The following is a 23,186-nucleotide window of genomic DNA, read 5'->3' on the forward strand; positions in this document are numbered from 1 at the left end:
TGCCCACCCCACCGACGCTGTGAGGGTGGTCGCTCGGGTTTTTCTCCATCTGGTATGTAGCATTCCTGGTTGCGGTAATCTGATGTTCGCCTTGATCCCCTCATTTCCTGACCGCATTGCCCAAGCTGTTGCCGCTCTTCTTGCCGGCGGGCCGTCGGTGAACATGACTGCGAAAGGCAAGGGATCCCTGTTTTTAGCTGCCGCCTTGTTTGGGGTGAGCGTTGCCGTGCAGGGGTTGAGAGCACAAACTCTGGGGAGACCGACGCCGGAAGCTCTAGAAGACTCGGTTGAGGGGAATGTTGCTCCTGTTCTGCTTGCAGAAGCGGCCTCACCCTCGCAGACCGGCCCCACCTCTGCCCGCACAGGCTCCTTTCGTGTTGGCAACCGCACCCCCCATCCGGTGCGGGTGGTGATCTTGATGCGCAGCGGCGGGCGGCTGCTCAACCCAGAAACGGCCCACTGGGATTTTGCGCCCGGAGAAGGCGGTAGCGAAGGATTGGTGCTGAGCTTGGGGGAAGAGCCGCTGCAGATCGGCCCCGGAGACATTGTGGTGGCTTTTGTCCTCGATGGAACCCGCCGCTACTGGGGGCCGAACGTGGTGGGAGAGTCTCTGGCCCCGTTTTGGAATGAGGAGAGCGGCTCCTGGTCGATGATCCTGCAGCCTTAGGGCAGTCTCCAAGCTACAGGTGGCTGCGCAGTTTGTAGCTCTCTAGGGTGTTGGCCAGCAGCATCGCTACCGTCATGGGTCCCACACCACCCGGCACGGGCGTGATGGCGGCGGCCCACTCCTTGACTGCCGCGTAATCCACATCTCCCACCAATTGCTCAGATCCGTCGGGGCCCTGGATACGGTTGATGCCTACATCGACGACCACGGCTCCCGGTTTTACCATCTCTGCCTTGAGCAAGTGGGGGCGACCGACGGCCATCACCACAATGTCGGCGGCGCGGGTTACTTCGGCTAAGTCGGGGGTGCGGGAATGGGCCAGGGTAACGGTGGCATCGGCAGCCAACAACATCAGGCTCAGGGGCTTGCCCACCAGGATGCTGCGACCGACCACCACCGCCTTTCGTCCGGCAATCGGGATCCCTTCCGCTTGCAACAGGCGCATCACGCCCAGGGGGGTACAACTGCGCAGCCCGGGCTCGCCGCGCAGCAGCCGGCCCAGGTTGAGGGGGTGAAGCCCGTCCACGTCTTTGTCGGGGTCGATGGCCAGAAGGGGCGGGATGGGATCCCAGCCGGGGGGTAAGGGCAGTTGCACGAGGATGCCATCGACGCGCTCGTCCTGGTTGAGTTGGGCGATGGCGTCGAGCAGGTAGGCGGGGGAGTCTTGGGCGGAAAAATGGCGGCCAAAGGAGGCGATGCCCACCCGCTCACAGGCCCGCTCTTTGCCGCGCACGTAAGCTGCACTGGCGGGATCCTCCCCAACCCGCAGCACCGCCAATCCCGGCGGACGCCCCACCCGCGGCAGCCAAGCCTGCACTTGGGCGGCCATCTCCGCTTGCAGGCGGGCGGCCAAGGCTTTGCCATCCAAGATCTTGGCGGACATAGAGGGCGCCCCAAGAGATCTTGACAACTTGACCATCTTCAGGGGCGCCGCCCCCTTCGTCAAGTCTTGCCGCCGTTGAGAAACAGCAGCACGGCCACCTGGGGCCTTTGCCCAGTTTTTTGGGCTGCCCCATTCCCCCCGGCTCTAGAACTCGCGCGACTCTTCTTCGCCGGGCCCTAACTCCTCAATGAGGATCTCCACCTGCTGCCGCTTTTCCTCCAAAAACTGGGCGCAGCGCTTTAGGGTCTGGGCGGCCTGCTGGAAGCGCTCCACCACCTCTGCCAGATCCAGCTCTCCCGATTCGATCTGGGCGATCAGACTTTCCACTTCGGCGATGGCTGCTTCGTAGCGCCAGGGATCCTCACGTTTGCGGCGGCTCATGGCTCTCCTCCACTCGGGCCCAGAGGCTTCCCGAGGCCAGTTGTATCCTCAGCCGGGTCTGCGGCGGTAGGTGGTGGGTGCGAACCAGGGATCCCCGTTCGTCCCGCACCAGGGCATAGCCCCGCCTGAGGACGGCGGCAGGGTCGAGGGCTTGCAGGTGCTCCTGGAGGGCCTGTTGGCGCTGTTGGTGATGGTGAAAGCGGTGGCGCACCGCCTGCACTAGGCGCTGCTGCCGTTGGGTCAAGCTCTCCTGCGCCTGTTGCAGCAGCCGCTCCGGATGGATTTGGGCGAGATGGCGCTGGGTGTGCTGGAAGCGCCGCTGTGCCCTCTCCAAAGCCTGCAGCGTGCGTTCGATCAACTTCTGACGCAACTGGGATCCCTGGCGCTGCAATTCCCGCAGATCGGGCACGATCCGCTCGGCCGCCGCTGTGGGGGTGTGGGCCGCGTAGTCGGCCGCGTAGTCCGCCAAGGTCTCGTCCCGCTGGTGGCCGATCCCCGTCACCACCGGAATAGGGCACTCGGCAATGGCCCGCACCACCCGCTCATCGTCGAAGCAAGCCAAATCCTCGCCGGATCCACCCCCTCGAGCAATCAGCAGCACTTCCGCCCGCCCATCCTGTTCCACCCGGCGAATGGCCCGCACAATCGACTCCGGGGCCGCTTCCCCTTGCACCTGGGCCGGCGAAAACAGCACCCGCAGCCCGGGGTAGCGCTGGTTGAGGGTGCGGCGGATATCGCCCCAGCCGGCGGCGTCGGGAGAGCTGACGACGGCAATGCACTGAGGGTGGGTAGGTAGAGGCCGCTGGTTGTCGAACAGGCCCTCGGCAGCCAGGCGGGCCTTGAGCTGCTGCAAGCGCCACGCCAACGGCCCCTCGCCCGCCGGCAGCAGTTGCCAGATAACGAGGCGATAGTAGCTGCCGCCGCTGTAGATGCCGATTTGCCCCAGCGCAAGCACCTGTTGCCCCACTTCCGGCCAGAAGCTGAGCCTGGAAGTTTGGCTCCGCCAGATCACCCCCTTGAGGACATCGCCGCTTTCCGGATCCACCAAGGTCAGAAACAGGTGGCCGTTGCGGTTGCGCTGGCAACTGGAGACTTCTCCAACCACCCACAGCCTGGCCAAGTAGGGATCCCCGGCCAGCAGCGACTTCAAGTAGCCGGACACTCCCCCCACCGAGAGGAGAGGGACTTCCTCGGCAGGAAAGGATTCTGTCCCGAAGTCGAGGCCATCAAAGGCCAGAGCCATTGCTTGCGGATCCAGATCGCGCATACGGCGCTTCCCCATGGGAATGCTCGGGATCCCATCTAGAATAGGCGACGACAGGACGAGAGAGGAGGTGAGCTGCGGTGACCTTCGCCCATTGGCTGGGGCTGGCAGCGCTGCTGGGCCTGTTGGTTCTGCTCTGGCAGATCCGGCAGATCCTGCTATTGGTGTTTGCGGCCATCGTCTTGGCAGTAGCTTTGGACACCCTGGCCCAGATCCCGCAGCGCTACGGCTTTCGCCGCGGCCCCTCGCTCCTCATCACCGGTTTGACGGTTCTGGTGGGGGCGATTCTGGTGGGGCTGATCGTAGTGCCTCCCCTGGCGGATCAGTTGCGGCGGCTGTTTACCGATGGGGTGCCCGCCGGGATCGTGCAGGCGCAGCGGCTATTTGAGAGCCTCATCCTCTCGTTGCCGACGGATATCGAGCTGCCGACGCTGCGGGAGTTGGCCAATAGCCTCGTGCCCCAGGCCACTGAGTTGGTGCGCCAGGTGCGGGACTTTTTCTCCCAGTCCTTCACCGCCTTCTTTGCCACCCTGCTCAATCTGTTGTTTGTCATCATCCTCACCATCCTGCTGTTGGTGGATCCCCAGGCCTACAGCCGCGCCTTTGTCTCGGTTTTCCCCGCCTTTTACCGCCCCCGCGTCCGCTACATCCTCAAGCGCTGCGAGCTGGCGCTGCGAGGGTGGCTGGTGGGGATCCTCTTCACCAGCAGCCTGGTGATGCTGCTGAGCGGCATTGGGCTGTGGATTTTGGGCGTGCCTTTAATCTTGGCCAATGCCGTGCTGGCGGGACTGTTTAATTTCATCCCCAACATCGGCCCCACCTTGAGCGTGGTCGCCCCCATGCTGGTGGCCCTCACCGATGCCCCCTGGAAATCGCTGGCGGTGCTGGGGCTCTACATCTTCATCCAACAGTTGGAAAGCAGCGTCTTCACCCCCATCGTCATGTCGCGGCAGGTGTCGCTTTTGCCGGCTCTGACTTTGGTGGCCCAAATTACCTCGGCCTTTTTCTTCGGGGTGCTGGGCCTGTTTTTGGCTGTGCCCTTGGCAGCCATCCTGCAGGTGTGGATCCAAGAGGTGCTGATTCGGGATGTGTTGGATCCTTGGCAGGGATCCCGGACGCTCCCCTTGCTCAGATTGGAGAGCAGGGCAGACCAGAGCTCCACCCATCTGCCGGACTCCGCCTCGCTACCGCAATCGGCGCCAACAGATTGAAGCAACCCAGATGCCTGCTGCGGACTTTGGCCAGAAAAAATGGGGCTCAGCTCTGGCCGAAACTGTCTTGGCGTAACAAAATATTAAGGGCAGCACTTGCATTGGGATCCCTTGCGGGGCAGGCTGTTGCTGGCCCACGACCGACATTTGCCAGATATTTAGGGACACATAGCCATGTACAACAATCGTCGCGGTTTTCTTCGCTGGTTGGCTCTCGGTTTCGGCTCGCTGGCGGGTTTGTTACCGGCCTTGGCCCGGCGCCGTTTTGCCCTTGCCCGGGAAACCAAGGCTCCTGAACCAGAGTTTGTGAAAGTGGCCAACCTCGCCGATTTCAAAGATGGCCCCTTCAAAGTGGAAAACGCCTTTGGAAAGAACACCGCCACCCTCTGGTTGGTCAAGGATCCCCAAAAAGAAGACTCTTTCCTGGCTCTGGATGCCGCTTGTCCCCATGCCGGGTGTGACGTGGACTGGCGGGGGGAGAACTTTGTCTGCCCTTGTCATGGCTCGGCCTTTGCTGTCGATGGCAGCCGTACCCGGGGCCCGGCCAAGGCCGACCTGACCGCTTACAAAGTTAAGGTGGAGAAGGAGGAGATTTTCGTAGCCAAAAGCCAATCCTAGGCGGGTAGCCAGCTTTCTGCAAAAGCAGGTAATGGGCTGAGCCAATGAGGCCACCCAGGGAGCGTTGCTACTTGCGCTATTTGTTTGTCTCCACCCCCGTTGGCCCGCTCGGATCGGGGGCTGGCGGCGGCGTGGAGCTCAATCTTGCCAACCTGACCCGTGTCTTGCTGCAGATGGGATCCCAGGTGCGGGTGTTGGCCCCCGAGGGATCCCAAATCGACGCATTGCCGGTGGAGGTGATCGAGGCGGTAACCGGCCTTCCCCCGACCTATGCGCAAAGCCAGCGCCGCGACCAGCCGGTTCAGATCCACACCCCCTCTCTGCTGGCCAATCTGTGGCAGCGGGCTGCCCAACTGCAAGACCAGTTCGATCTGATTGTGAACTGGAGCTACGATTGGCTGTCGTTTTATTTGACGGATTTTTTCCGCACCCCGGTGGCCCACATCGTCAGCATGGGATCCCTCAGCGACGCCGTCGATCAGGCCTTGGAGCACATTGCGCAGACCTACCCTGGCCGGCTGGCGGTGCACTCGCGGGCGCAAGCCCAGACCTTTGCCTTTGCCCGCGCCCAGATGGCGGCAGGTCGGGATCCCTTTGTCTATCTGCCCTGCGGCGTTGATCTCAGCCGCTACGACTTTGTGCCCGAAGGGAACGGATCCCTGTGTTGGATTGGCCGCATTGCTCCGGAAAAGGGCCTGGAAGACTGTGCTGCCCTGGCCGAGAAGACGGGAAGATCGGTGGTGCTCCTGGGCCACCTGCAAGAGCCAAGCTACTGGCAGCAGATCCAGGAACAGTACCCACAGGCCCAACTGGATTACCGAGGGTTTCTGCCCACATCGCAAATGCAGCGAATTTTAGGTCAATGCTCCGCCTTGGTCATGACCCCCAAGTGGGTGGAAGCCTTTGGCCTGGTGGCAGTGGAGGCTTTGGCTTGTGGCGTGCCGGTGATCACCTACCGGCGCGGGGGCCCGGCGGAAATCGTTGGCAATGGCGAAACCGGCTGGGTGGTGGATCCAGACGACGTGGCGGCCTTGGCCAGGGCTGTAGAAAACTTGGATCGCATCGACCGCAGCCGCTGCCGACACCATGCAGAACAGCGCTATTCCCTGCAGGCCATGGCGGAGCGGTTTTTGGCCTGGAGCGAGGCAATTGGCCGGGATCCCATCTGGGCAGCCCGCGAGGGAGGAGACAGGCAATGGTACTATTAACTTGATTCTGGCAATCTGCGCCAGACGCGCAGCCCAACGACGCGAACATTTTGACTTACGACAGGGAAACCACCATGACGACTGGGAAAGGATCTGTTGCGCTGGTGCGATCAGAGGTTCGTCGGCGGTCACAGGTTCTGGGAACGCAGGTGATCAGCCAGGTCAATGCGGCCCGGCTCGGAGTAGTTAGCGAAGTTTGGGCAGATCTGGAAGCCAAGCAAGTGCTGGTGCTGGGGGTGCTGGAGAAAGCCTTTGCCGGATCCCCACGGTTGCTGGAGCTGCGGCAGGTAACGGCCTTGGGCCAGGATGCCATCCTCGTCCCCAACGATGAGGTTTTCGACGACTTGGATTTGGAAGGCCTGAGCCGGGTGGTTGGCAGCGAGGTGGTTACGGAAGAAGGGATCCGCCTCGGCAAGGTCAAAGATTTTCAATTTAACTCCGTCTCCGGCCTGATCACGGGTTTAATCCTCTCCAACCTTGGCCTCACCTTTTTGCCCGGCTTTATCCTCAGCACCTATTTGCTTCCGGCTAATGAGATCGTCTCGGTTGGCGGCGAGCGCCTCATTGTTGCCGATGGCGCCGAAACCCGCCTGACCCAACTGGCCAAGGGAATCTTGGAAACCCTGGGACTCGGCAAGCCTCCTTGGGAATCCGGAGTCAGTCCTGCCCCTGCCCTGCCCAGGGCTGTCGATGACTACTCTGCCGTCGAGGAAAACTACGAGTACGACGAGGAAGGCGAACAAGAAGACGATTACGCCGAAGAAGAGCCCGAACTCCAGGGCGAAGCAGGGTCTCCCCGTCGGCCCGAGCCGCCTCCTGTCTCTGAACAACCGGAATGGGAGCAAGAGTACGCCAAAGAGGAAGCTCCTCCTTCTCCTCCCGAGCCCACTCCTCCCCCCTCTACGCCCACGGATATCGACCCCTGGGAAGACAAGTCCGGCGAGCCCACCTGATGGCGGAGCGTATCCCATCCCCAACGGATGCGACGCCTGGGGCGTTGAGGTCTATCCCGGCAGGGCAGGATCGGCCTCGGCTAAAAAGCGCAAAGCCACCGATAAAAAAGCTTGCGGCGCTTCGATGTGGGGGAAAGCAGCTCCCGGCAATCGGTAAACCGGCACCTCTGGCCGCAGAGCGCGATACCGCTCCACCTGCTCAAGGCCGGTAAGGCGGTTCTGTTCCCCCCAAACCAAAGCCATGGGTTTGGCCACAACGCGAAAGTCGTCTTGAATGGGCAAATTGAGTTTGCCGGTCAAAAAAGAACGGGGAGCAAATTGGGCCCCCGCCTGGTGAGCCGCCTGATAGTAGTAATCCACCACCGCCTCCTCCAGAGCATACCCCGGCGAGAACAGGCTCTGCTCCGTAAACAGACGTATATTCCAGGGGGCGGTGATGCCGTTGTAAAAGGCTAACCCCAACACAGGCAGGCTGAGGAAGCCGTAGAGGGCCTCGGCCAAAGGGATCCCCAGCGCCGGGGGGATAAGGCTGTTGTCTCCCAGGGGGGCGATGAGCAGCAGCTTCTGCCACTGCTGAGGTTGCAGCCGGGCCGAGCGCAGCACAAATCCTGCCGAGAGGGAATTGGCGATGGCGTGGCAGGGCCGCCCGATCACCTGCCGAACAAAATCCCCGATCAGCTCGGCGTAGAGATAACCGGTGTACTCCAGATCGGGGCGCTCCGAGTTGCCCCAACCCAACCAATCCAAAGCATAAACCTGATAGTGCTGGCTCAGCTCCGCCATGATGGCGCGGAACTCGTAGCTGGAAGAGCCAGCCCCGATGCCGTGCAGCAGCAACAAGGGCTGGCCGGATCCCGCCACTTTGTAAAACAGGCGATGGCCCCGCCAAAAGTGGTGCCTCTCCTCTCCCGGCAACAGGCTGGGCAAAGGCTGGGTGCGAGAAGCAATCCAGGCGTTGAGAACGGCCAGGGCGCCCACCCCGCCGGCTGCAACCCAAAGACCGGTCTTGAAAACTTGGCTCAGCTCCTTCATGAGCAGCAACCCCCGCCGGGGATCCTACTTTTTCTTGAGGCGGTAGGTGATGCGCCCTTTGTTGAGGTCATAAGGGCTGAGCTCCACCTTGACCCGATCTCCGGGCAGGATCTTGATGTAGTTACGGCGAATCTTGCCGGAGATATGAGCGAGCACGTTGAAGCCGTTATCCAGATCCACCCGGAACATGGCGTTGGGCAGGGACTCTGTGACGACCCCTTCCATTTCAATGGCATCTTCCTTAGACAAGGAGACCTCCCAAAAAACGACACAGTGAGCAACGCACTCCTCACAGCCGCGACGACACGCGCTGTTAAGAAGTGAAAAAATACTCCACCTCTTCTATCCTAGCTGTTGCAGTCCTTCACTAGGGGATCCTTCAGCTAGAAACCGCAGGAGCCCGTCCCTATACCGTCTCGACCCCTCCCCCCCTATACGGGGAGAGAGGGGCCCGGGCTGTTGGCTTGCCAACTGCAGGGCTACCCAAAGCCCGCTCCGTATCGGGGTTGGTTAGTTTAGGACTGAAAAGGCGTGCGATCGGTCAAAATCTCTGCTCCCGATTCGGTGACCAAGACCGTGTGCTCGAACTGAGCCGACCAAGCGCCATCCACCGTAACCACCGTCCACCCATCCGACAACACTCGGGTGGCCTCTCCTCCTGCATTCACCATGGGCTCAATGGCCACGGTCATGCCGGAGCGCAGCTTGGGATTGGGCAGATCGCGGGTGCGATAGTTGGGGAATTGCGGCTCTTCGTGCAGGTTGCGCCCCACCCCGTGACCGACATACTGCTTCACCACAGAATAGCCCCGCCCCTCGATGTAATCTTCAATGGCACCCGAAACATCCTGCAGCCAGACGCCGTGGCGCACCTGGTCGATGCCCGTCTGCAAGGCTTTGGCCGCAGTATCGATCAGATCCCGGGCTGCATCGCTCAGGGGTTCTAGGCCGATGCTGAGGCAAGAATCCGCATGCCAGCCCTCCACAACGGCGCCGAAATCCACCTTGACCACATCTCCCGGCTGCACCACTTTGCGGGGACTGGGGATCCCGTGCACCACCTCGTGGTTAATGCTGACACAGACGCAGGCCGGGAAGCCGTAGTAGCCTTTGAAGCTGGGCAGAGCGTTCAGTTCGGCCACCCGTCGCTCGGCGTAGGCATCGATATCTGCCGTCGTCCAGCCCGGCTCTAAGCGCTCGGCGATCTCCTGCAACACTTGGGCCACCACCCGCCCGGCCCGCCGCATTTTTTCCACTTCGCGGCGAGATTTGATCTCGATGAGCTGCATGCCCCGCCGCTGCTTCTCAGCTCCTGGTCTGATCACGCTGTCCTCCTGAAGCCGTCCAAAAGAGCCTGCAGATGTTCTTGTACGGATTCCATCGGCTGGTTGCCGTTGACTCGCTGCAAGCGCCCCTTGGCCGCATAAAAATCGATCAGGGGAGCCGTCTGCTGCCGATAGACCTCCAAACGCTTGAGAATCACCGAGGGATCCGCATCATCGCTGCGCCCCTGTTCCTTGCCCCGGGCCAACAGACGGGCCACCACCACTTCGTCCGGCACATCCAAGTTGAGGACGCAGTCGTAATCTTGCCCCAGCTCGCGCAGCAGCTCTTCCAGGGCTTCCGCCTGGGCTAGGGTGCGAGGAAATCCGTCCAGGATCCAACCCTGCTCTGGAGACTGCTGCAACTGGCCTCTGACCATCCCGATCAACACCTCATCGGGCACCAGCTCTCCCGCGTCCATGTATACTTTGGCCTGGCATCCCAGCGGGGTCTGGGCCTTCACCTCTGCCCGCAGCAGATCGCCTGTGGAAATTTTGGGCGTGTGGTAGATGGCCGCCAGCCGCTCCGCCTGTGTACCCTTGCCCGCCCCCGGCGGCCCCAAAAAGATCAACCTCGGCACTACTGCTTGACCATCCCTTCGTAGCGTTGTGAGATGACATAGGTCTGGATTTGTTTGGAGGTCTCGATCGCCACCCCCACCAAAATCAGCAGCGAAGTCGCCCCCAAACCTTGGAAAGTGGTGATGCCGGTCGCCCGCTCCACCGTCGTCGGGATGATGGCCACCGCACACAAGAATAGGGCTCCCAGCAGCGTCAGCCGGTTGAGGATCCCTTCGATGTATTCAGCCGTAGCCTTGCCCGGTCGCACCCCTGGAATACTGGCCCCCATCTTCTTCAAGTTTTGCGCCAGATCCACCGGGTTGATGATCAAGGAAGCATAGAAGTAGCTGAAGAAAAGGATCAGCACGAAATAGAAGGGAATGTAAAACCAGGAGGTGGGAGATAAAAAGTTGGCCACCTGCACCAACGTTAGGTTCTGGGTGTACTGAGCCAAAGCCAAGGGCAGAGACATCACCGAGTAGGCGAAGATGATCGGCATCACCCCCCCTTGGTTTAGCCGCAGGGGCAGGTAGCTCTTCTGCTCGCGGAATAGTTTGTTGCCCACCTGGCGCTTGGCGTAGACGATCGGGATCTTGCGGCTGCCCTCTTGGACAAAGACAATACCGACAATGGTGGCCAAAAAGATAGCCGTCAACAGCAAGATGCCGCCGATGGTGCTGCTATCGGCGCGGGCCAAGCTGATGGTCTGGCCCAGGGCGCGGGGCAGCGTGGCCACGATGTTGACAAAGATCAGCAGCGACGGGCCACTGCCCACCCCCTTTTCCGTGATCATTTCCCCCAACCACATGACGAACATGGATCCCGCCGCCAGAGCCAAGGTGGTGGAGGCCATAAAGGCCAGCTCATTGTTGGTGTTGGCAAACTCCCGCACCCAGAAGGAGATGCCGATGCCCTGGATGATGGCCCAAATCAAAGTAACGTAGCGGGTGTACTGAGAAATCTGTCGCCGCCCCTGTTCTCCCTCGTTTTTCTGCAGGTTCTCCAGGGCCGGAATGGCCGAGACCAGCAGTTGCATGATGATGGAAGCGTTGATGAAGGGCAGGATCCCAAGGGCGAAGATCCCGAGGGCAGAGATACCGCCTCCGGAGAAGATATCCAGAAAGCCGAACACTGGGCTGTTGGCGGCCTCGGCGGCAAAGCGGGCCCGGTCAATGCTGGGGATCGGAATGTAGATGCCCAGCCGCACCAACAACAACAGTCCTAGGGTCAGCAACAGACGGCTGCGCAGGCCAGAGGCCATCGCCATCTGCATGAAGGTCTCTTGGGCGGAGGGAGCAGAGCCTCGTGTGTCAGCCATAGGTAAAGAAAACCTCGCAGGAGCAAAGGGCCAGGTGAGCTACTTACCACTCTACGCTTCCGCTGGGGAAGTCGGCAAAATGAAATGCTGCCAACCTCGGCCCATCTAGGAGCCGGCGGCTTGGGATCCCACAAGCTCGACCCGGCCGCCGGCTGCCTCGATCTTGGCTTGGGCTGAGGGGGTGATGGCAGCCGCCCTGATCGTCAGGGGCACGCCGATTTCCCCATCTCCCAAGATCTTCAGCGGGCCATCGTTGGTGGTCACGATCCCCCGTTCCATCAGACTTTCCAGGCTAACCTCGCTGCCGGCAGGCAGCTCTGTCAAGGCGCGCAGGTTGATCAGCGTGTACTCCAGACGCCGGGTGTAGCGGGGGAAATGTTTAAGCTTGGGCAAACGCCGATAAAGAGGGGTCTGGCCGCCTTCAAAGCCGGGTCGCGTGCTGCCTCCCTTGCGGGCCTTCTGCCCTCGCATCCCCTTGCCACAGGAGGCTCCCTGCCCGGCAGCAACGCCACGGCCCAGGCGCCGCCGCCGCCGCCTCGAACCTGCTTGAGGTCGAATGTCTTCCAGTCGCATGGCTTCCAGCTCCCTTGCTCTATATCATGGGTTCATCACTTGCTGAATAGGCGGCGCACATCGATATCTCGATCTTGAGCCACCTGTTCAAAGGTTCGCATCCGCCGCAGCGCATCAATGGTGGCACGGGCATTGTTGAGGGGGTTGCTGGATCCCAGTTGCTTGGCCAAGCTGTTGCGTACACCTGCCAACTCCAGAACGGTGCGCACCGCTCCCCCGGCGATGACGCCTGTGCCGGGAGCTGCTGGCATCACCAAGACGGCGGCACCGCCACCTGCCCCCCGCATGGGATGGGGGACGGACAATCCTTTGGTGAGGGGAACTTCAATGAGGTGCTTTTTGCCGTCCACCACTCCCTTGCGCACGGCCCCGATCACGTCGTTGGCTTTGCCCACGCCGACTCCAACTTGGCCGCGCTCGTTGCCGACCACCACCACCGCGCGAAAGCTCAGTTTTTTGCCGCCCTTGACCACCTTGGTGACGCGCCGAATCTGGATAACCCGTTCTTGCCACTCGGTGGGTTGCTCTTCGCGGCTTTTTTTGCTTCTGCGACGTTCTCTCTGCTCAGCCATGTGCCTTTTCCTCAGTAGCTAGAACTGTAACCCCGCCTCTCGGGCAGCCTCTGCCAGCGCTTGAACGCGCCCGTGATAAAGCTTGCCCCCCCGATCGAAAACCACGCGAGAAATACCCATTTGCAAGGCCCGCTCGGCAACTGAGCGGCCCACCAAGGCAGCCGCCTCTTGGGTGGCCGTCCCGGTCTCTTTGAATTTTTCGCGCAGCTCCGTGTCCAGGGTGGAGGCAGAGGTTAGGGTATGCTGAGCTACATCGTCGATCACCTGGGCGTAGATGTGTCGATGGGAGCGAAACACAGCCAGGCGAGGCCGCTCGGCAGTGCCAAAGACCTTGCGGCGAATGCGGCGATGGCGACGTTGGGTGGTGATTTTGCGGTTGGTTTTCATAGGCTATTTACTTCTTGGCTTTGCCCGATTTACCTGCCTTACGGCGAACTTGTTCTCCCAGATAACGGATCCCTTTTCCCTTGTAGGGCTCTGGGGGCCGGACGGCCCGAATGCGGGCGGCAGTGTTGCCCACCAGTTCTTTATCCATACCTGAGACGACAACGATGTTGTTTCCTTCAACGGCCATTTGGATGCCGGGGGGAAAGGGGATCTCCACCGGGTGGCTGTAGCCGACGTTCAGGATTAACTTGCTGCCTTGGGTGGAAGCGCGGTAACCGACACCTACCAGCTCCAGCCGCCGCTCAAATCCCTTCGATACCCCATCTACCATGTTGGCCACCAGGGTGCGGCAGAGGCCGTGCAGTTGGCGGGCGGGACGGGAATCGTTGAGCCGGCTGACCGTGAGCATCTGAGCGTCTTGCCGGACGGTGATCAGGGGAGGCAAACTGCGGGACAGTTGTCCTTTCGGGCCTTTCACCGCAATGTGCTGGCCGTCGATCTGGATCTCCACCTTGGCAGGAAGGGCGATGGGGCGTCTACCGATGCGAGACATGGGAAAAACTCCTGACAAGAGAAAACTGAGAACCTAGTAGACAAAACAGAGTACTTCGCCACCAATGCCCTGTTTGCGAGCCTCCCGATCGGTCATGATGCCGTTGGAAGTAGAGATGATGGCAATCCCAATTCCGCCCAATACGCGGGGCAGCTCTTTGTGGCTGCGGTAAACCCGCAGGCCCGGTCGGCTCACTCGCTTTAAGCCGTTGATGATGGGCCTGCAGTTGCGCCCTTTGCCTTTATACTTCAACCGCAACACCACGCGGGCTTGGATCCCTTCTCCTTCCTCTTTCCATTCGCTGACGAACCCTTCTTCATGAAGAACGCGAGCGATGCTGCGGGTCATGCGCGTGGCCGGAACTGCCACCGACTCGTGCCGAGCCAGGGTGGCATTGCGAATGCGGGTGAGCATGTCGGCGATCGTGTCGTTGGTGTGGGCCATCGGTGGGTCAGTGCTCCTCGGAAGATCGATCAAGAAAACTCAGGATAGGCAAACCTAAGAAGCAAAGGGCATGCCAAACGCCTTGAGCAGGGCACGGCCTTCTTCATCGGTTTTAGCAGTGGTCACGATGGAGATATCCATACCTCGCAGCTGATCTACAGAGTCGTAGTTAATTTCCGGAAAGATCAGTTGTTCACGAATGCCAAGGGTGTAGTTGCCGCGTCCGTCGAAGGCTTTGGGGCTGATGCCGCGGAAGTCGCGGATACGGGGCAGGGCAACATTGATCAAGCGATCCAAAAATGCATACATGCGCTCCCGCCTTAGGGTTACCATCAGGCCAACCGGCATGCCCTTGCGGATTTTGAAGCTGGCGATGGCCTTTCTGGCGCGGGTGATCACCGGACGCTGGCCGGTGATGGCGCTGATCTCGGCAATGGAGGACTCCAGAGCTTTGGCATTTTGGGAGGCTTCCCCTAAGCCGCGGTTGATGACGATCTTCTCCAGGCGGGGCACCTGATGGATGTTGGTGTAGCCCAACTCTTTTTGTAGCTTGGGGACGATGACAGTGTTGTAGTGGATTTGCAGGCGTTGCGGCATGGTGGCTTCTCCTTTTGGCTCTGGGCTGGGTCAGAGCCCTAGTCAACTTCAAGGGACACTTAGTCGAGGATCTCGCCTGTTTTCTTGAGGACACGGACTTTGCGGCCATCGGCGGTGATTTGATAGCGGATGCGGCTGGCCACCTCTTGCTTCTTGGAATAGAGCATCACCTTGCAGGCGTGGATCGGGGCTTCTTTGGTCTCAATTCGGCCACTTTCCCCTTCTCGCTGCGGCTTGCGGTGGTAGGTGACGATGTTGACTCCTTCCACCACAACCATGTTGCGCTCGGGAAAAACCCGCAGCACCTCGCCGATTTTGCCTTTGTCATCGCCGGAGATCACCTGCACGGTATCCCCCTGCTTGATGCGCATTTTGTAGCGCAGGCTGTTGCGGTGCTTGCGAATGCCGGGTTGCCGGATTAAGCGCCGAATTTGGCTGGGCTTGAGGGGGCGGGCCATCTAGAGTACCTCCGGAGCAAGGGAGATGATCTTGGTGAAGTTTTTCTCCCGCAGCTCGCGAGCCACAGGGCCGAAAACACGAGTCCCACGGGGGTTACCGTCGTTGTTGATGATCACGGCGGCGTTGTCGTCGAAGCGGATGCACATGCCGTCAGGGCGACGTACGGTATCGACGGTGCGGATGACCACGGCCTTGACGACGTCAGATTTTTTGACGGGCATGTTGGGCAGGGCATCTTTGACGACGCCGATAATCACATCGCCCAAGCTGGCGTAGCGGCGGCCACTGCTGCCCAACACGCGAATACACATCATCTTGCGGGCGCCGGTGTTATCGGCAACCGTCAGCATGGTTTGCTGCTGAATCATAGTTTCTTCACCTCCCGTAAGATTTCGGCCACTTGCCAACGCTTGGTGCGGCTGAGGGGACGGGTTTCGGTGATGCGCACCAGATCCCCTTCTTGGCAGCGGTTCTCCTCGTCGTGGGCTTTAAACTTTTTGGTTTTGACGACGATTTTGCCGTATTTGGGGTGGGCAACCCGGTTTTCCACGGCAACAACCACCGTCTTTTGCATCTTGTTGCTGACAACAACGCCGATCTTTTCGCGAGCAGGCATTACTCCTCCTTCTGGGTCTGAGTTGAGGGCAAGAACTTGCCGCGTTTGCGCTCGGATTCAACGGTCAGCAGTTGAGCCAGCTTGTGTTTGCGCAGGCGAATGAGGTGGGGCTGGTTCAACTGCCGCGTGGCCTGCTGCAAACGCAGCTCGAACAACTCTTTTTTGACGGCGTAGATCTCCTGGCTCAGTTCCTCGTCCGATAGGGCACGGGCATCGGCAATTTTGGGCATGGGCATGGTTGACTCTCCTCCCTCAGGTAGGGCTAGCTACCGGTTCTGGGGTTTCCGGAACTGCTTCCTGGGCAGGTTCCGGCTTCTCAAAGTCGGCTTTGGTTACAAACTTGACTTTGATCGGCAGCTTTTGGGCGGCCAGGCGCATGGCCTCTCGAGCCGTGGCTTCAGGCACTCCTCCCATCTCAAAGAGGATGCGGCCTGGCTTGACGACGCAAACCCAATACTCGGGGTTGCCTTTGCCGGATCCCATGCGGGTTTCGGCAGGCCGTTGGGTAACAGGCTTGTCGGGAAAGATGCGGATCCAGATTTGGCCGCCTCGCCGGACGTAGCGCGTCATGGCCCGACGGCTGGCTTCGATCTGCCGAGCCGTAATCCAGGCGGGTTCTAGGGCCACAAGGCCGTATTCCCCAAAGTTGATGCGGTTGCCGCGGGTCGCTTTGCCTTTCATGCGCCCGCGCTGTTGCTTACGGTATTTGGTGCGTTTGGGGCTTAACATAGCCGTTCCTCAATCATTGGCGAACCGATGGGATCCCTAGCCAACGCTCAAGTCTCTGCTGTTGCCGAGCGATCTTCAAAGGTGGGCCGCCGCCGCTGCTGCCGGCGTTTGGGCTGTTGCAGGGGAACCTTTTGTTCGGGACGTTCCTGCCCGGGCAGAACTTCTCCTTTAAAGACCCAAACTTTGACCCCGATGATGCCGAAGGTGGTGCGGGCGAGGTGCTCGGCGTAGTCGATGTCGGCCCGCAGGGTGTGCAAAGGGATCCGCCCCTCCCGCGTCCATTCGGTGCGGGCGATCTCGGCCCCGTTGAGGCGACCGGCAATTTGGATTTTGATCCCTTGTACACCGGCCCGCTGCGCCCGCTGGATGACCTGGCGCACGATGCGGCGAAAGGCAATCCGCCGTTCCAACTGTTGAGCAATGTTTTCCGCCAGCAAAGCTGCTTCGGCATCGGCACGGGTAACTTCCACAACGTTGATGCGGATGGTTCGTTCGCCGCCACCTCGTGAGCTCAGCTCTTTTTGTAGGCCTTGGCGCAAAGTCTCTAAGCCGGATCCTCCCCGACCCACCACCACCCCAGGGCGAGCAGCGCGGATCTCGAGGTCAATTTGATCCGCCTTACGCTCAATCTGGATGTCGGCCAGGCCGGCACTGCTCAACTGCTTGGTCAGGTAGGCGCGGATCTGATCGTCCTCCTGCAACAAGGCCGGGTAGCGGGCCGGATCGGCAAACCAGCGGCTGCGATGTTCTTTGATCACGCCGAGGCGGAAACCGGTGGGGTGGATCTTCTGTCCCATGGTGTTGTCGGTTGAGGGGTAGAGGTCTGGGAATAGGGAAGGTTAGGAAGTTGTTGCTGCTCCAGCTTCTTCTATGGGCCGGACGGCGATGGTGATGTGACAGGTGCGCTTGCGAATGGGGTAGGCCCGACCTTGAGCGCGGGGGCGAAACCGCTTCAGCACAGGCCCCTGATCGGCGTAGGCTTGGCTGATCACCAGATCCCGCGGATCCAGGCCGCTGTTGTGTTCCGCATTGGCCACCGCCGAGCGCAGCACCTTGCGCACCGGCTCACAAGCAGCGTAGGGCATGAACTCCAACAGGATCAGGGCGTCGGCATAGGTGCGCCCTCGGATCTGGTTCAGCACCCGCCGCACTTTGAAGGGGGACATGCGGATGTAGCGGGCTACCGCTTTAATATCCGATGATGAATCAGCCATAACGCTCTCCTACTAGATCGCTCTCCTTATCAGCCGCTCAGTTAACGGCGAGATGCTTTTTTGTCGCTACCCGCATGGCCGCGGAAGGTACGGGTGGGAACAAACTCGCCCAGCTTGTGGCCCACCATCTGATCGGTGATGTAGATGGGCACGTGTTGCTTGCCGTTGTGCACGGCAATGGTGTGGCCGATCATCACCGGCAGGATGGTGCTGGCCCGCGACCAGGTTTTGATCATGTGCTTCTCGTTGCGCTCATTCATCTTCTCCACCTTGAGAAGAAGCTTGGCATCCACAAAGGGGCCTTTTTTTAGCGAACGTCCCATAAGAACCTCGACAGTTTGACAAGCAATTCAGCCTCGAAAACGCTTGAGGATACGGATGGCCAGCAGATTGCTATTGAGCGGCTCTCCCACCTCTGTCGCGACGACCTCCACGACGGCGACCGCGCACGATGAACTTGTTGCTGGGCTTGTTGCGCTTACGAGTTTTGTAGCCCAGGGTGGGCTTGCCCCAAGGGGTGACAGGGGTACTGCGACCGATGGGTGCTTTTCCTTCCCCGCCGCCGTGGGGGTGATCGACGGGGTTCATCACCGAGCCACGCACGTGGGGACGGCGCCCCAACCAACGGCTGCGACCGGCCTTGCCCAGGCTGAGGTTGTTGTGGTCGACGTTGCCCAGTTGGCCGATGGTGGCGTAGCACTCGCCGCGGATCATGCGGACTTCGCCAGAGGGCAGCTTAAGGGAGACATATTTGCCCTCTCTGGCCACCACTTGAGCTCCAGCCCCGGCAGCGCGAACGATCTGCCCGCCGCGACCGGGATACAGCTCCACATTGTGAACCACCGTTCCCAACGGGATCCGCTCTAAAGGCATGGCATTGCCGATCTCAAAGGGGGCCTCAGGCCCGGCCATGATGGTGGATCCCACCTGTAGGTTACGGGGAGCGAGGATGTAGCGTTTCTCACCGTCTTTGTATTCCACCAGGCAGATGTGGGCACTGCGGTTGGGATCGTACTCCACGGTTTTGACGGTGGCCGGGATCCCGCGTTTGTCGCGGCGGAAGTCGATGATGCGATAAAGCCGCTTGTGGCCGCCGCCCCGGTGGCGGCAGGTGATGACGCCGCGGTTGTTGCGCCCTTTCTTGCGGTGAAGAAATTGCAGCAGAGACTTTTCCGGTCTGGGCCGCTTGCCGTTCTCGTCACGGGACAGCTCCTCGAAGTCAGAGACCGTCATGTGACGGGTGCTGGGGGTGTACGGTCGGAGAGTACGAATGCCCATGGCTCGGGTGGGGGTGGAGGACTAGGGGTAGCGGCTTAGTAACAAGGGATCAAAGGGTCTAGGTATCCGGGAAGAGGGTGATGGAATCTCCCTCGGCCAAGGTGACGATGGCTCGCTTGGGACGGGTGCGATAGCCAACAAAGCGACCCACCCGCCGTTGCTTGCGGGGCAGCTTTAGGGTGTTGACCGAGGTGACCCGCACTCCGAACATCTCCTCGACGGCGGCTCGGATGAGGGGCTTGGTGGCGGTGGGCATCACTTCAAAGACGTATTTGCGCTGTTCCATCAGGGCGGTTGCCTTTTCGGTGATGACGGGTCGCAACAAGATATCGGCCAGGATCCGCTTGCTCTCAGTCATCGTCTTCCTCCTCTGCTGCGGCTGTTTCGGCCTCTTCTACGGCTGGTGGCTGGGCACTGTCCTGCTCCTGCAACTCTTCCTCGGCTACAGCCTGATCTGTTGGCTCTTGGAGAGTTGCTGGAGCAACTTCTTGATCCGCCTGATCTGCTTGCGCTTTTGGATCTTCTGGCTGAGCTTGACCTTCGGCGGCTTCGGCTTGGGTTACAGCTTCTGTTGCTGCGCCGGATCCCCAGCGGGCCTTGAGCTGTTCCAGGGCAGAGGTGGTGATCAGCACCCAATCGACGTTGAGCAGATCAAAAACGTTGATCTGATCCAGGCCGATCAGCTTGACGCGGGCAATGTTGCGCACGGCCCGCTCTACAGCTTGCGAGCGTTCGGCAACAATGAGCAAAGCTGATTGATCCTCCATCACTCCCCAGCGCAGCAGAGCTTGGGCCACGGCGCGGGTCTTGGGTGGGTTGAGCTGCTCCTGGAAATCTTCCACCACGATCAGGTCTTCCACCCGGCTTTGCAGAGCGGTGCGCAGGGCCAGTTGCCGCTCTTTGCGGTTCATGGCCAGGTTGTACTCCCGCTTGCGGGGGCCGAAGATCACCCCACCTTTGCGCCACAGGGGGGAGCGAATGGAGCCGGCGCGAGCCCGACCGGTACCTTTCTGCTTCCAAGGCTTGCGACCGCCACCCCGCACTTCGGCTCGGGTCTTGGTGTGGGCGTTGCCCTGGCGAGCGTTGGTCATCTGCCGGCGCAGAGCCAGATAGAGGATGTGGGGAGCTGTTGCGGGACGAGCCACTTTAAGACTTAGCTCGGCGCTGCCCACCGTTTCCCCTTGCCAATTTTTCACCACACAACTTGCCATGGTTTCCTCGTCTTCGCGGATGCCGGTCAGCCTTGGTTTTGCCTAACGTCTGTTGCCCACCTGCTTAGCAGGGGTGATCTCCAGCAGCCCCCCTTCCACGCCGGGCACGCAACCCTTGATCACCAGCAGATCCCGCTCCGGATCCACCTGCACCAATTGCAATTTACGGGTGGTGGCTCGGCCACCTCCCAGCCGCCCTGCCATGCGCATCCCCGGAAAGACGCGGCCTGGAGTTGTGCCGGCGCCGATGGAGCCTGGCCGGCGGTGGTTTTTGGAGCCGTGGGACATGGGGCCACGGCCGAAGTGGTGCCGCTTCTGATAGCCGGCAAACCCTCGCCCGATGGAGGTGCCCGCCACATCCACCAATTGGCCGGGGGAGAAAATCTCAACGGTAATTTTTTGCCCCAACTGGTAGGCTTCTGGCTGGTCAACCCGAAACTCCCGCAGGTGGCGCAGTAGCTCTGCCACCCCCGCTTTGCTGAGGTGGCCCCGCTGCGCCCGCGTGAGATGCTTTTCGGCAGTGGGCAAGTAGCCCAACTGAACGGCGTTGTAGCCATCTGTGGCTTGGGTTTTGATCTGGGTCACCGTGCAAGGCCCGGCCTGTACAACGGTGACCGGAATGGCCAGCCCTTCTGGAGAGAAGATCTGGGTCATGCCGACTTTTCTGCCAAGGATGCCAAGTGCCACAAGAACCTCCCCTCGAGCCTGCACGACTCGTTTTCATCAACTCAGAACCGGCTCACTCCGACAATCAGCTAGCCGTCGAGACGGAGCCCTTTGGCTGGGTCAGCCAGATGCGTAGAGCAGCAGCGTGACGGCAGGAAAATCAGACTCTGGCTAAGTCTGCTGGCTCAGGCAAAAAAACAGTGCAGGGAGAGGCTAGGATCCCTGCCAATCTGAACAGCACTGGGCCTGCTGCTCAGCTCGGCCTGAAGTTACACGCCAAACTGCTTTTGCTTAGAACTGCTCAGACTTGCCTGCAAAGAGGCAGTATCTGGAATAGCAGTACGTTGGGTTGCCGAAGCGCGTGGGCTTAGTTGGCAACGAAAACCAATCATAATGAAGCGAAGGCCTATTTGTCCAGTCTTTTGCCGAGAAAATGGTTGGGGAGGCCAATGACGGTGGAAGCAATGAGGAACCATTGGCGGGATCCCTTCCAAAGTGTGCTGGGCTGGGCAGGCAGTGGGCTGACCCAGGCTTGTGTGGAGCGCTATTGGAGTTTGTTGCAGGCGGGATCCGATCCGGCGCGGATCTTGTTTTTGGTGCGGAGTCAACGGCAGGCGGATGAGGTGTTGCGGCGCTTGCAGCAGTCCAGCTTGGGTTTGGTGGGGCCGTGGCGGATCGAGACGTTCTTGCAGCGGGTGGGGCGCTCTCTGGCCGATCATTGGCCGCAGGTGTGTGCCCGCCTCCCGCAGTTGCCCCCTCAGTTTGAGCCGATCCCCTTGGCCAAGGATCTGACTCAATTTCTCTGCCAACGGGCCTGCGCTTTGTGCCCGCGGCATGGGCAAGTCTTTGCCGGCGTTGGGCTCAAGGAGTTCCAGATCTGGGATCAGATCAGCAGTGCTGCCTATATTGCGGGGGCTTCGGGTTTGGCGGCGGAAGCGGTGGGATCCCGGCTGGCAGCGGCCTGGCCAGCGGAGGGGGATCCGGGGCGGGCAGAGGCTTTGCAGGCGATGGGCTGTTGTGTGGAGCGGCTGTGGGAGGTGGGGTTGCGGCTGGGATCCCTGGATTTTGGCTTGCAGATCCGGCTGTTTGGTGAGTACATCTTGCCGCTGGCGGAGTTTTGGCAGGAGTGGGATCACCTGATCGTGGATCAGGCGGAAGACAGTTGCGGGGTGGCGCTGGAGTTTTACCGGCAAGGGCAAGCCCATCTGCAAAGCCAGTTTTTTAGCTACACCCTCGGCGGCGGAGTCTCGTTGACCGGGATCCCGGAGGCAGTAGCTGACTTTTTGATGGAAAACACCCGGGTTCAGCTTCTGGAGAGGAGCTATCGCGGCTCGGCCGGCATGATTCGGCTGGGGGTGCAGATTGTGCGGGTGCTGGATCCCCAGTTTTCGCATTCGCTGCCCGAACCGAAGGGGGGAGAGCCGCCGAAGGTGCAGGTGCTGGAGGGAGAGACTCTGTTTACAGCGGTGGAAGGGATGGTTGCTGAGATCCGGCAGCTTTTGCGGGCCGGGATCCCGGCCTCTCGCATTGCTGTTTTGCTGCCGCGTATGGATGTGGGGGTGAGCCTGAGGCTGCAGGAGCAATTGCCGGAGGTCTTGCCGATCGCCCCTTTCCCGGCGTTGATCCGCTACCCGTTGGTGCGCGCAGTGCTGACGGCAGCGGAATTGGCCCATCCCGAGTGGGGCGCTTTTCCCACCCTGCCGGCCTGGCGGCTGCTGTTGAGCTGGGTGTTGGATCTGGATCCCATCCGGGCAGCCCTGTTGGCCCAAGATACCTGGGATCCGGTGGGTCGTTCTCTGCGTTCCCGAACCGCGGTACGGCAGCCGGAGCGGGTGGGGTTTGCCAACCTGGAGCGCTACCAGCGATTGTTCGATTGGCTACGCGGCTATCCTCCTGGGCCTTCATTGGCCGTCTTCTTTCAGCGGTTTTTTGCCGATCACTTGGCCCCGGTGATTTCCTCCCCTCAGGATCAGGAGCTGCTGCGCGTGCTGATAGAGGCGGCGCAACGGTTTCGCCGGGCCTTCCCTACCGAAGGGGATGCCGCCTTTTTGGCCATGATCCGCTCGGGACAAACCCCCAGCAGCGGACGCTTTGAGCCCGACTATTCCCGCTACCTGGTGGTGGCGACGCCGGTGGCCTATATCAATCGAGGTTTAGAGGCAGATTACCAGTTTTGGTTCGACATCACCAATCCGCTTTGGTCCCGTTCTCTCTGGCGTGTGCTTTACAACAGCCGTGTGCTGACACCGGAGTGGGATGGGGAGGTTTTCGACGCGGCCCAAGACCTACAGGCGCGTCAACAAATTCTGGCTCGCACGCTGCTCAACCTCTGTTGCCGAACTCGGAAGGGGCTGTGGCTGGTGCGCTCCACTTGTAACTACCGCGGCGAAGAGAACACCGGCATGTTAGATTACCTCATTTTAAAGGCCGCGAAGGCCATGGCCACGGCTTGATTCAGAGCGCTACGAC

31 protein-coding genes and 1 pseudogene are annotated in these 23,186 nt (G+C 60.7%); 6 read left to right on the forward strand and 26 right to left on the reverse strand.

The window, feature by feature from the left end:
• Positions 1 to 667: hypothetical protein (locus tag NW826_RS04345; protein ID WP_414509534.1), on the forward strand; the 667-nt coding region annotated here is incomplete at its 5' end.
• 13 nt (positions 668 to 680) lie between these two features.
• Here the strand turns inward: NW826_RS04345 and folD are convergent.
• The 3 genes from folD to xseA form a co-directional block, all read right to left on the reverse strand.
• On the reverse strand, positions 681 to 1,550 hold the full coding sequence (gene folD / locus NW826_RS04350) for a bifunctional methylenetetrahydrofolate dehydrogenase/methenyltetrahydrofolate cyclohydrolase FolD (protein ID WP_414509535.1): 870 nt from the start codon (positions 1,548 to 1,550) through the stop codon (positions 681 to 683).
• A gap of 144 nt (positions 1,551 to 1,694) precedes the next feature.
• Positions 1,695 to 1,931, reverse strand: coding sequence for an exodeoxyribonuclease VII small subunit (gene xseB, locus NW826_RS04355; protein ID WP_414333250.1), 237 nt, complete (start codon positions 1,929 to 1,931; stop codon positions 1,695 to 1,697).
• Positions 1,912 to 3,198, reverse strand: a complete 1,287-nt coding sequence (gene xseA / locus NW826_RS04360; protein WP_414509536.1) for an exodeoxyribonuclease VII large subunit — start codon at positions 3,196 to 3,198, stop codon at positions 1,912 to 1,914. The genes xseB and xseA overlap by 20 nt, the downstream gene beginning before the upstream one ends.
• 77 nt (positions 3,199 to 3,275) lie before the next feature.
• Between xseA and NW826_RS04365 the strand changes: the two genes are divergently transcribed.
• The 4 genes from NW826_RS04365 (at position 3,276) to NW826_RS04380 (ending at position 7,185) form a co-directional block, all read left to right on the forward strand.
• Positions 3,276 to 4,406 carry an AI-2E family transporter gene (locus NW826_RS04365; protein ID WP_414509537.1) on the forward strand — a complete coding sequence of 377 codons (1,131 nt, stop codon included), beginning with the start codon at positions 3,276 to 3,278 and terminating at the stop codon, positions 4,404 to 4,406.
• A gap of 174 nt (positions 4,407 to 4,580) precedes the next feature.
• Positions 4,581 to 5,024 (forward strand): ubiquinol-cytochrome c reductase iron-sulfur subunit, encoded by a 444-nt coding sequence (locus NW826_RS04370; protein WP_414333255.1) that lies wholly within the window; start codon positions 4,581 to 4,583, stop codon positions 5,022 to 5,024.
• 71 nt (positions 5,025 to 5,095) lie between these two features.
• The gene (locus NW826_RS04375; protein ID WP_414509538.1) at positions 5,096 to 6,232 is read left to right on the forward strand and encodes a glycosyltransferase family 4 protein; all 1,137 of its coding nucleotides are present in this window, start codon (positions 5,096 to 5,098) and stop codon (positions 6,230 to 6,232) included.
• Positions 6,233 to 6,306: 74 nt separating this feature from the next.
• The gene (locus tag NW826_RS04380; RefSeq protein ID WP_414509539.1) at positions 6,307 to 7,185 is read left to right on the forward strand and encodes a PRC-barrel domain-containing protein; all 879 of its coding nucleotides are present in this window, start codon (positions 6,307 to 6,309) and stop codon (positions 7,183 to 7,185) included.
• Between the two features lie 51 nt (positions 7,186 to 7,236).
• On the opposite strand, the gene NW826_RS04385 is transcribed toward NW826_RS04380, so the two are convergent.
• The 23 genes and pseudogenes from NW826_RS04385 to rplC form a co-directional block, all read right to left on the reverse strand.
• The gene (locus tag NW826_RS04385) at positions 7,237 to 8,217 is read right to left on the reverse strand and encodes an alpha/beta fold hydrolase (RefSeq protein ID WP_414333261.1); all 981 of its coding nucleotides are present in this window, start codon (positions 8,215 to 8,217) and stop codon (positions 7,237 to 7,239) included.
• Positions 8,218 to 8,241: 24 nt separating this feature from the next.
• Entirely contained in the window at positions 8,242 to 8,466 is a 225-nt protein-coding gene (gene infA / locus NW826_RS04390; RefSeq protein ID WP_011434173.1) for a translation initiation factor IF-1, read from the reverse strand.
• A gap of 266 nt (positions 8,467 to 8,732) precedes the next feature.
• Positions 8,733 to 9,506 (reverse strand): type I methionyl aminopeptidase, encoded by a 774-nt coding sequence (gene map / locus NW826_RS04395; protein WP_414367909.1) that lies wholly within the window; start codon positions 9,504 to 9,506, stop codon positions 8,733 to 8,735.
• Between the two features lie 32 nt (positions 9,507 to 9,538).
• Positions 9,539 to 10,120: an adenylate kinase gene (locus NW826_RS04400; RefSeq protein WP_414333263.1), complete on the reverse strand. Its 582-nt coding sequence runs from the start codon at positions 10,118 to 10,120 to the stop codon at positions 9,539 to 9,541.
• Complete coding sequence (gene secY / locus NW826_RS04405) at positions 10,120 to 11,418, reverse strand: preprotein translocase subunit SecY (RefSeq protein WP_414509540.1); 1,299 nt, start codon at positions 11,416 to 11,418, stop codon at positions 10,120 to 10,122. Before secY ends, NW826_RS04400 begins: the two co-directional genes overlap by 1 nt.
• A 105-nt stretch (positions 11,419 to 11,523) precedes the next feature.
• Entirely contained in the window at positions 11,524 to 11,991 is a 468-nt protein-coding gene (gene rplO / locus NW826_RS04410; RefSeq protein WP_414333266.1) for a 50S ribosomal protein L15, read from the reverse strand.
• 35 nt (positions 11,992 to 12,026) lie between these two features.
• Positions 12,027 to 12,563, reverse strand: coding sequence for a 30S ribosomal protein S5 (gene rpsE, locus NW826_RS04415; RefSeq protein ID WP_414333268.1), 537 nt, complete (start codon positions 12,561 to 12,563; stop codon positions 12,027 to 12,029).
• An 18-nt stretch (positions 12,564 to 12,581) separates the two neighbouring features.
• Entirely contained in the window at positions 12,582 to 12,950 is a 369-nt protein-coding gene (rplR, locus tag NW826_RS04420) for a 50S ribosomal protein L18 (RefSeq protein ID WP_414333269.1), read from the reverse strand.
• A gap of 7 nt (positions 12,951 to 12,957) precedes the next feature.
• Complete coding sequence (gene rplF, locus NW826_RS04425; RefSeq protein WP_414333271.1) at positions 12,958 to 13,503, reverse strand: 50S ribosomal protein L6; 546 nt, start codon at positions 13,501 to 13,503, stop codon at positions 12,958 to 12,960.
• A gap of 33 nt (positions 13,504 to 13,536) precedes the next feature.
• Positions 13,537 to 13,947 (reverse strand): 30S ribosomal protein S8, encoded by a 411-nt coding sequence (gene rpsH, locus NW826_RS04430; RefSeq protein ID WP_414333273.1) that lies wholly within the window; start codon positions 13,945 to 13,947, stop codon positions 13,537 to 13,539.
• 54 nt (positions 13,948 to 14,001) lie between these two features.
• On the reverse strand, positions 14,002 to 14,544 hold the full coding sequence (rplE, locus tag NW826_RS04435; RefSeq protein ID WP_414333275.1) for a 50S ribosomal protein L5: 543 nt from the start codon (positions 14,542 to 14,544) through the stop codon (positions 14,002 to 14,004).
• A 59-nt stretch (positions 14,545 to 14,603) separates the two neighbouring features.
• Entirely contained in the window at positions 14,604 to 15,002 is a 399-nt protein-coding gene (rplX, locus tag NW826_RS04440; protein ID WP_414333276.1) for a 50S ribosomal protein L24, read from the reverse strand.
• Positions 15,003 to 15,371, reverse strand: a complete 369-nt coding sequence (rplN, locus tag NW826_RS04445) for a 50S ribosomal protein L14 (protein WP_011434162.1) — start codon at positions 15,369 to 15,371, stop codon at positions 15,003 to 15,005.
• On the reverse strand, positions 15,368 to 15,619 hold the full coding sequence (rpsQ, locus tag NW826_RS04450) for a 30S ribosomal protein S17 (RefSeq protein ID WP_414333277.1): 252 nt from the start codon (positions 15,617 to 15,619) through the stop codon (positions 15,368 to 15,370). Before rpsQ ends, rplN begins: the two co-directional genes overlap by 4 nt.
• Entirely contained in the window at positions 15,619 to 15,855 is a 237-nt protein-coding gene (rpmC, locus tag NW826_RS04455; RefSeq protein WP_414333279.1) for a 50S ribosomal protein L29, read from the reverse strand. Before rpmC ends, rpsQ begins: the two co-directional genes overlap by 1 nt.
• Before the next feature lie 16 nt (positions 15,856 to 15,871).
• Positions 15,872 to 16,348 carry a 50S ribosomal protein L16 gene (gene rplP / locus NW826_RS04460; RefSeq protein WP_414333281.1) on the reverse strand — a complete coding sequence of 159 codons (477 nt, stop codon included), beginning with the start codon at positions 16,346 to 16,348 and terminating at the stop codon, positions 15,872 to 15,874.
• Between the two features lie 47 nt (positions 16,349 to 16,395).
• Positions 16,396 to 17,145 (reverse strand): 30S ribosomal protein S3, encoded by a 750-nt coding sequence (rpsC, locus tag NW826_RS04465; RefSeq protein WP_414509541.1) that lies wholly within the window; start codon positions 17,143 to 17,145, stop codon positions 16,396 to 16,398.
• A 42-nt stretch (positions 17,146 to 17,187) separates the two neighbouring features.
• Positions 17,188 to 17,562, reverse strand: coding sequence for a 50S ribosomal protein L22 (rplV, locus tag NW826_RS04470; protein ID WP_414333285.1), 375 nt, complete (start codon positions 17,560 to 17,562; stop codon positions 17,188 to 17,190).
• Positions 17,563 to 17,603: 41 nt separating this feature from the next.
• Entirely contained in the window at positions 17,604 to 17,885 is a 282-nt protein-coding gene (rpsS, locus tag NW826_RS04475) for a 30S ribosomal protein S19 (protein WP_414333287.1), read from the reverse strand.
• Positions 17,886 to 17,955: 70 nt separating this feature from the next.
• Positions 17,956 to 18,840: a 50S ribosomal protein L2 gene (gene rplB, locus NW826_RS04480; protein WP_414509542.1), complete on the reverse strand. Its 885-nt coding sequence runs from the start codon at positions 18,838 to 18,840 to the stop codon at positions 17,956 to 17,958.
• 58 nt (positions 18,841 to 18,898) lie between these two features.
• Positions 18,899 to 19,198: a 50S ribosomal protein L23 gene (locus tag NW826_RS04485; protein ID WP_414333291.1), complete on the reverse strand. Its 300-nt coding sequence runs from the start codon at positions 19,196 to 19,198 to the stop codon at positions 18,899 to 18,901.
• A 226-nt stretch (positions 19,199 to 19,424) separates the two neighbouring features.
• Positions 19,425 to 20,051 (reverse strand): annotated as a pseudogene (gene rplD, locus NW826_RS04490) (50S ribosomal protein L4); the annotation flags it as partial.
• 42 nt (positions 20,052 to 20,093) lie between these two features.
• Positions 20,094 to 20,738: a 50S ribosomal protein L3 gene (gene rplC / locus NW826_RS04495; RefSeq protein WP_414333293.1), complete on the reverse strand. Its 645-nt coding sequence runs from the start codon at positions 20,736 to 20,738 to the stop codon at positions 20,094 to 20,096.
• A gap of 443 nt (positions 20,739 to 21,181) precedes the next feature.
• Between rplC and NW826_RS04500 the strand changes: the two genes are divergently transcribed.
• Entirely contained in the window at positions 21,182 to 23,170 is a 1,989-nt protein-coding gene (locus tag NW826_RS04500; RefSeq protein ID WP_414333295.1) for a hypothetical protein, read from the forward strand.
• The last annotated feature ends 16 nt before the right edge of the window (positions 23,171 to 23,186 follow it).

This window comes from Synechococcus sp. OH20, assembly GCF_047502685.1.
Lineage (GTDB): Bacteria > Cyanobacteriota > Cyanobacteriia > Thermostichales > Thermostichaceae > Thermostichus.

Excerpts from the sequence above, each read along its gene's own strand:
- folD (WP_414509535.1), bottom strand. The coding sequence starts at position 1,550 with ATGTCCGCCAAGATCTTGGATGGCAAAGCCTTGGCCGCCCGCCTGCAA.
- xseB (WP_414333250.1), bottom strand. The coding sequence starts at position 1,931 with ATGAGCCGCCGCAAACGTGAGGATCCCTGGCGCTACGAAGCAGCCATC.
- xseA (WP_414509536.1), bottom strand. The coding sequence starts at position 3,198 with ATGCGCGATCTGGATCCGCAAGCAATGGCTCTGGCCTTTGATGGCCTC.
- NW826_RS04370 (WP_414333255.1), top strand. The coding sequence starts at position 4,581 with ATGTACAACAATCGTCGCGGTTTTCTTCGCTGGTTGGCTCTCGGTTTC.
- NW826_RS04380 (WP_414509539.1), top strand. The coding sequence starts at position 6,307 with ATGACGACTGGGAAAGGATCTGTTGCGCTGGTGCGATCAGAGGTTCGT.
- NW826_RS04385 (WP_414333261.1), bottom strand. The coding sequence starts at position 8,217 with ATGAAGGAGCTGAGCCAAGTTTTCAAGACCGGTCTTTGGGTTGCAGCC.
- map (WP_414367909.1), bottom strand. The coding sequence starts at position 9,506 with ATGCAGCTCATCGAGATCAAATCTCGCCGCGAAGTGGAAAAAATGCGG.
- secY (WP_414509540.1), bottom strand. The coding sequence starts at position 11,418 with ATGGCTGACACACGAGGCTCTGCTCCCTCCGCCCAAGAGACCTTCATG.
- rplO (WP_414333266.1), bottom strand. The coding sequence starts at position 11,991 with ATGCGACTGGAAGACATTCGACCTCAAGCAGGTTCGAGGCGGCGGCGG.
- rpsE (WP_414333268.1), bottom strand. The coding sequence starts at position 12,563 with ATGGCTGAGCAGAGAGAACGTCGCAGAAGCAAAAAAAGCCGCGAAGAG.
- rplR (WP_414333269.1), bottom strand. The coding sequence starts at position 12,950 with ATGAAAACCAACCGCAAAATCACCACCCAACGTCGCCATCGCCGCATT.
- rplF (WP_414333271.1), bottom strand. The coding sequence starts at position 13,503 with ATGTCTCGCATCGGTAGACGCCCCATCGCCCTTCCTGCCAAGGTGGAG.
- rpsH (WP_414333273.1), bottom strand. The coding sequence starts at position 13,947 with ATGGCCCACACCAACGACACGATCGCCGACATGCTCACCCGCATTCGC.
- rplE (WP_414333275.1), bottom strand. The coding sequence starts at position 14,544 with ATGCCGCAACGCCTGCAAATCCACTACAACACTGTCATCGTCCCCAAG.
- rplX (WP_414333276.1), bottom strand. The coding sequence starts at position 15,002 with ATGGCCCGCCCCCTCAAGCCCAGCCAAATTCGGCGCTTAATCCGGCAA.
- rplN (WP_011434162.1), bottom strand. The coding sequence starts at position 15,371 with ATGATTCAGCAGCAAACCATGCTGACGGTTGCCGATAACACCGGCGCC.
- rpsQ (WP_414333277.1), bottom strand. The coding sequence starts at position 15,619 with ATGCCTGCTCGCGAAAAGATCGGCGTTGTTGTCAGCAACAAGATGCAA.
- rpmC (WP_414333279.1), bottom strand. The coding sequence starts at position 15,855 with ATGCCCATGCCCAAAATTGCCGATGCCCGTGCCCTATCGGACGAGGAA.
- rplP (WP_414333281.1), bottom strand. The coding sequence starts at position 16,348 with ATGTTAAGCCCCAAACGCACCAAATACCGTAAGCAACAGCGCGGGCGC.
- rpsC (WP_414509541.1), bottom strand. The coding sequence starts at position 17,145 with ATGGGACAGAAGATCCACCCCACCGGTTTCCGCCTCGGCGTGATCAAA.
- rplV (WP_414333285.1), bottom strand. The coding sequence starts at position 17,562 with ATGGCTGATTCATCATCGGATATTAAAGCGGTAGCCCGCTACATCCGC.
- rpsS (WP_414333287.1), bottom strand. The coding sequence starts at position 17,885 with ATGGGACGTTCGCTAAAAAAAGGCCCCTTTGTGGATGCCAAGCTTCTT.
- rplB (WP_414509542.1), bottom strand. The coding sequence starts at position 18,840 with ATGGGCATTCGTACTCTCCGACCGTACACCCCCAGCACCCGTCACATG.
- NW826_RS04485 (WP_414333291.1), bottom strand. The coding sequence starts at position 19,198 with ATGACTGAGAGCAAGCGGATCCTGGCCGATATCTTGTTGCGACCCGTC.
- NW826_RS04500 (WP_414333295.1), top strand. The coding sequence starts at position 21,182 with ATGAGGAACCATTGGCGGGATCCCTTCCAAAGTGTGCTGGGCTGGGCA.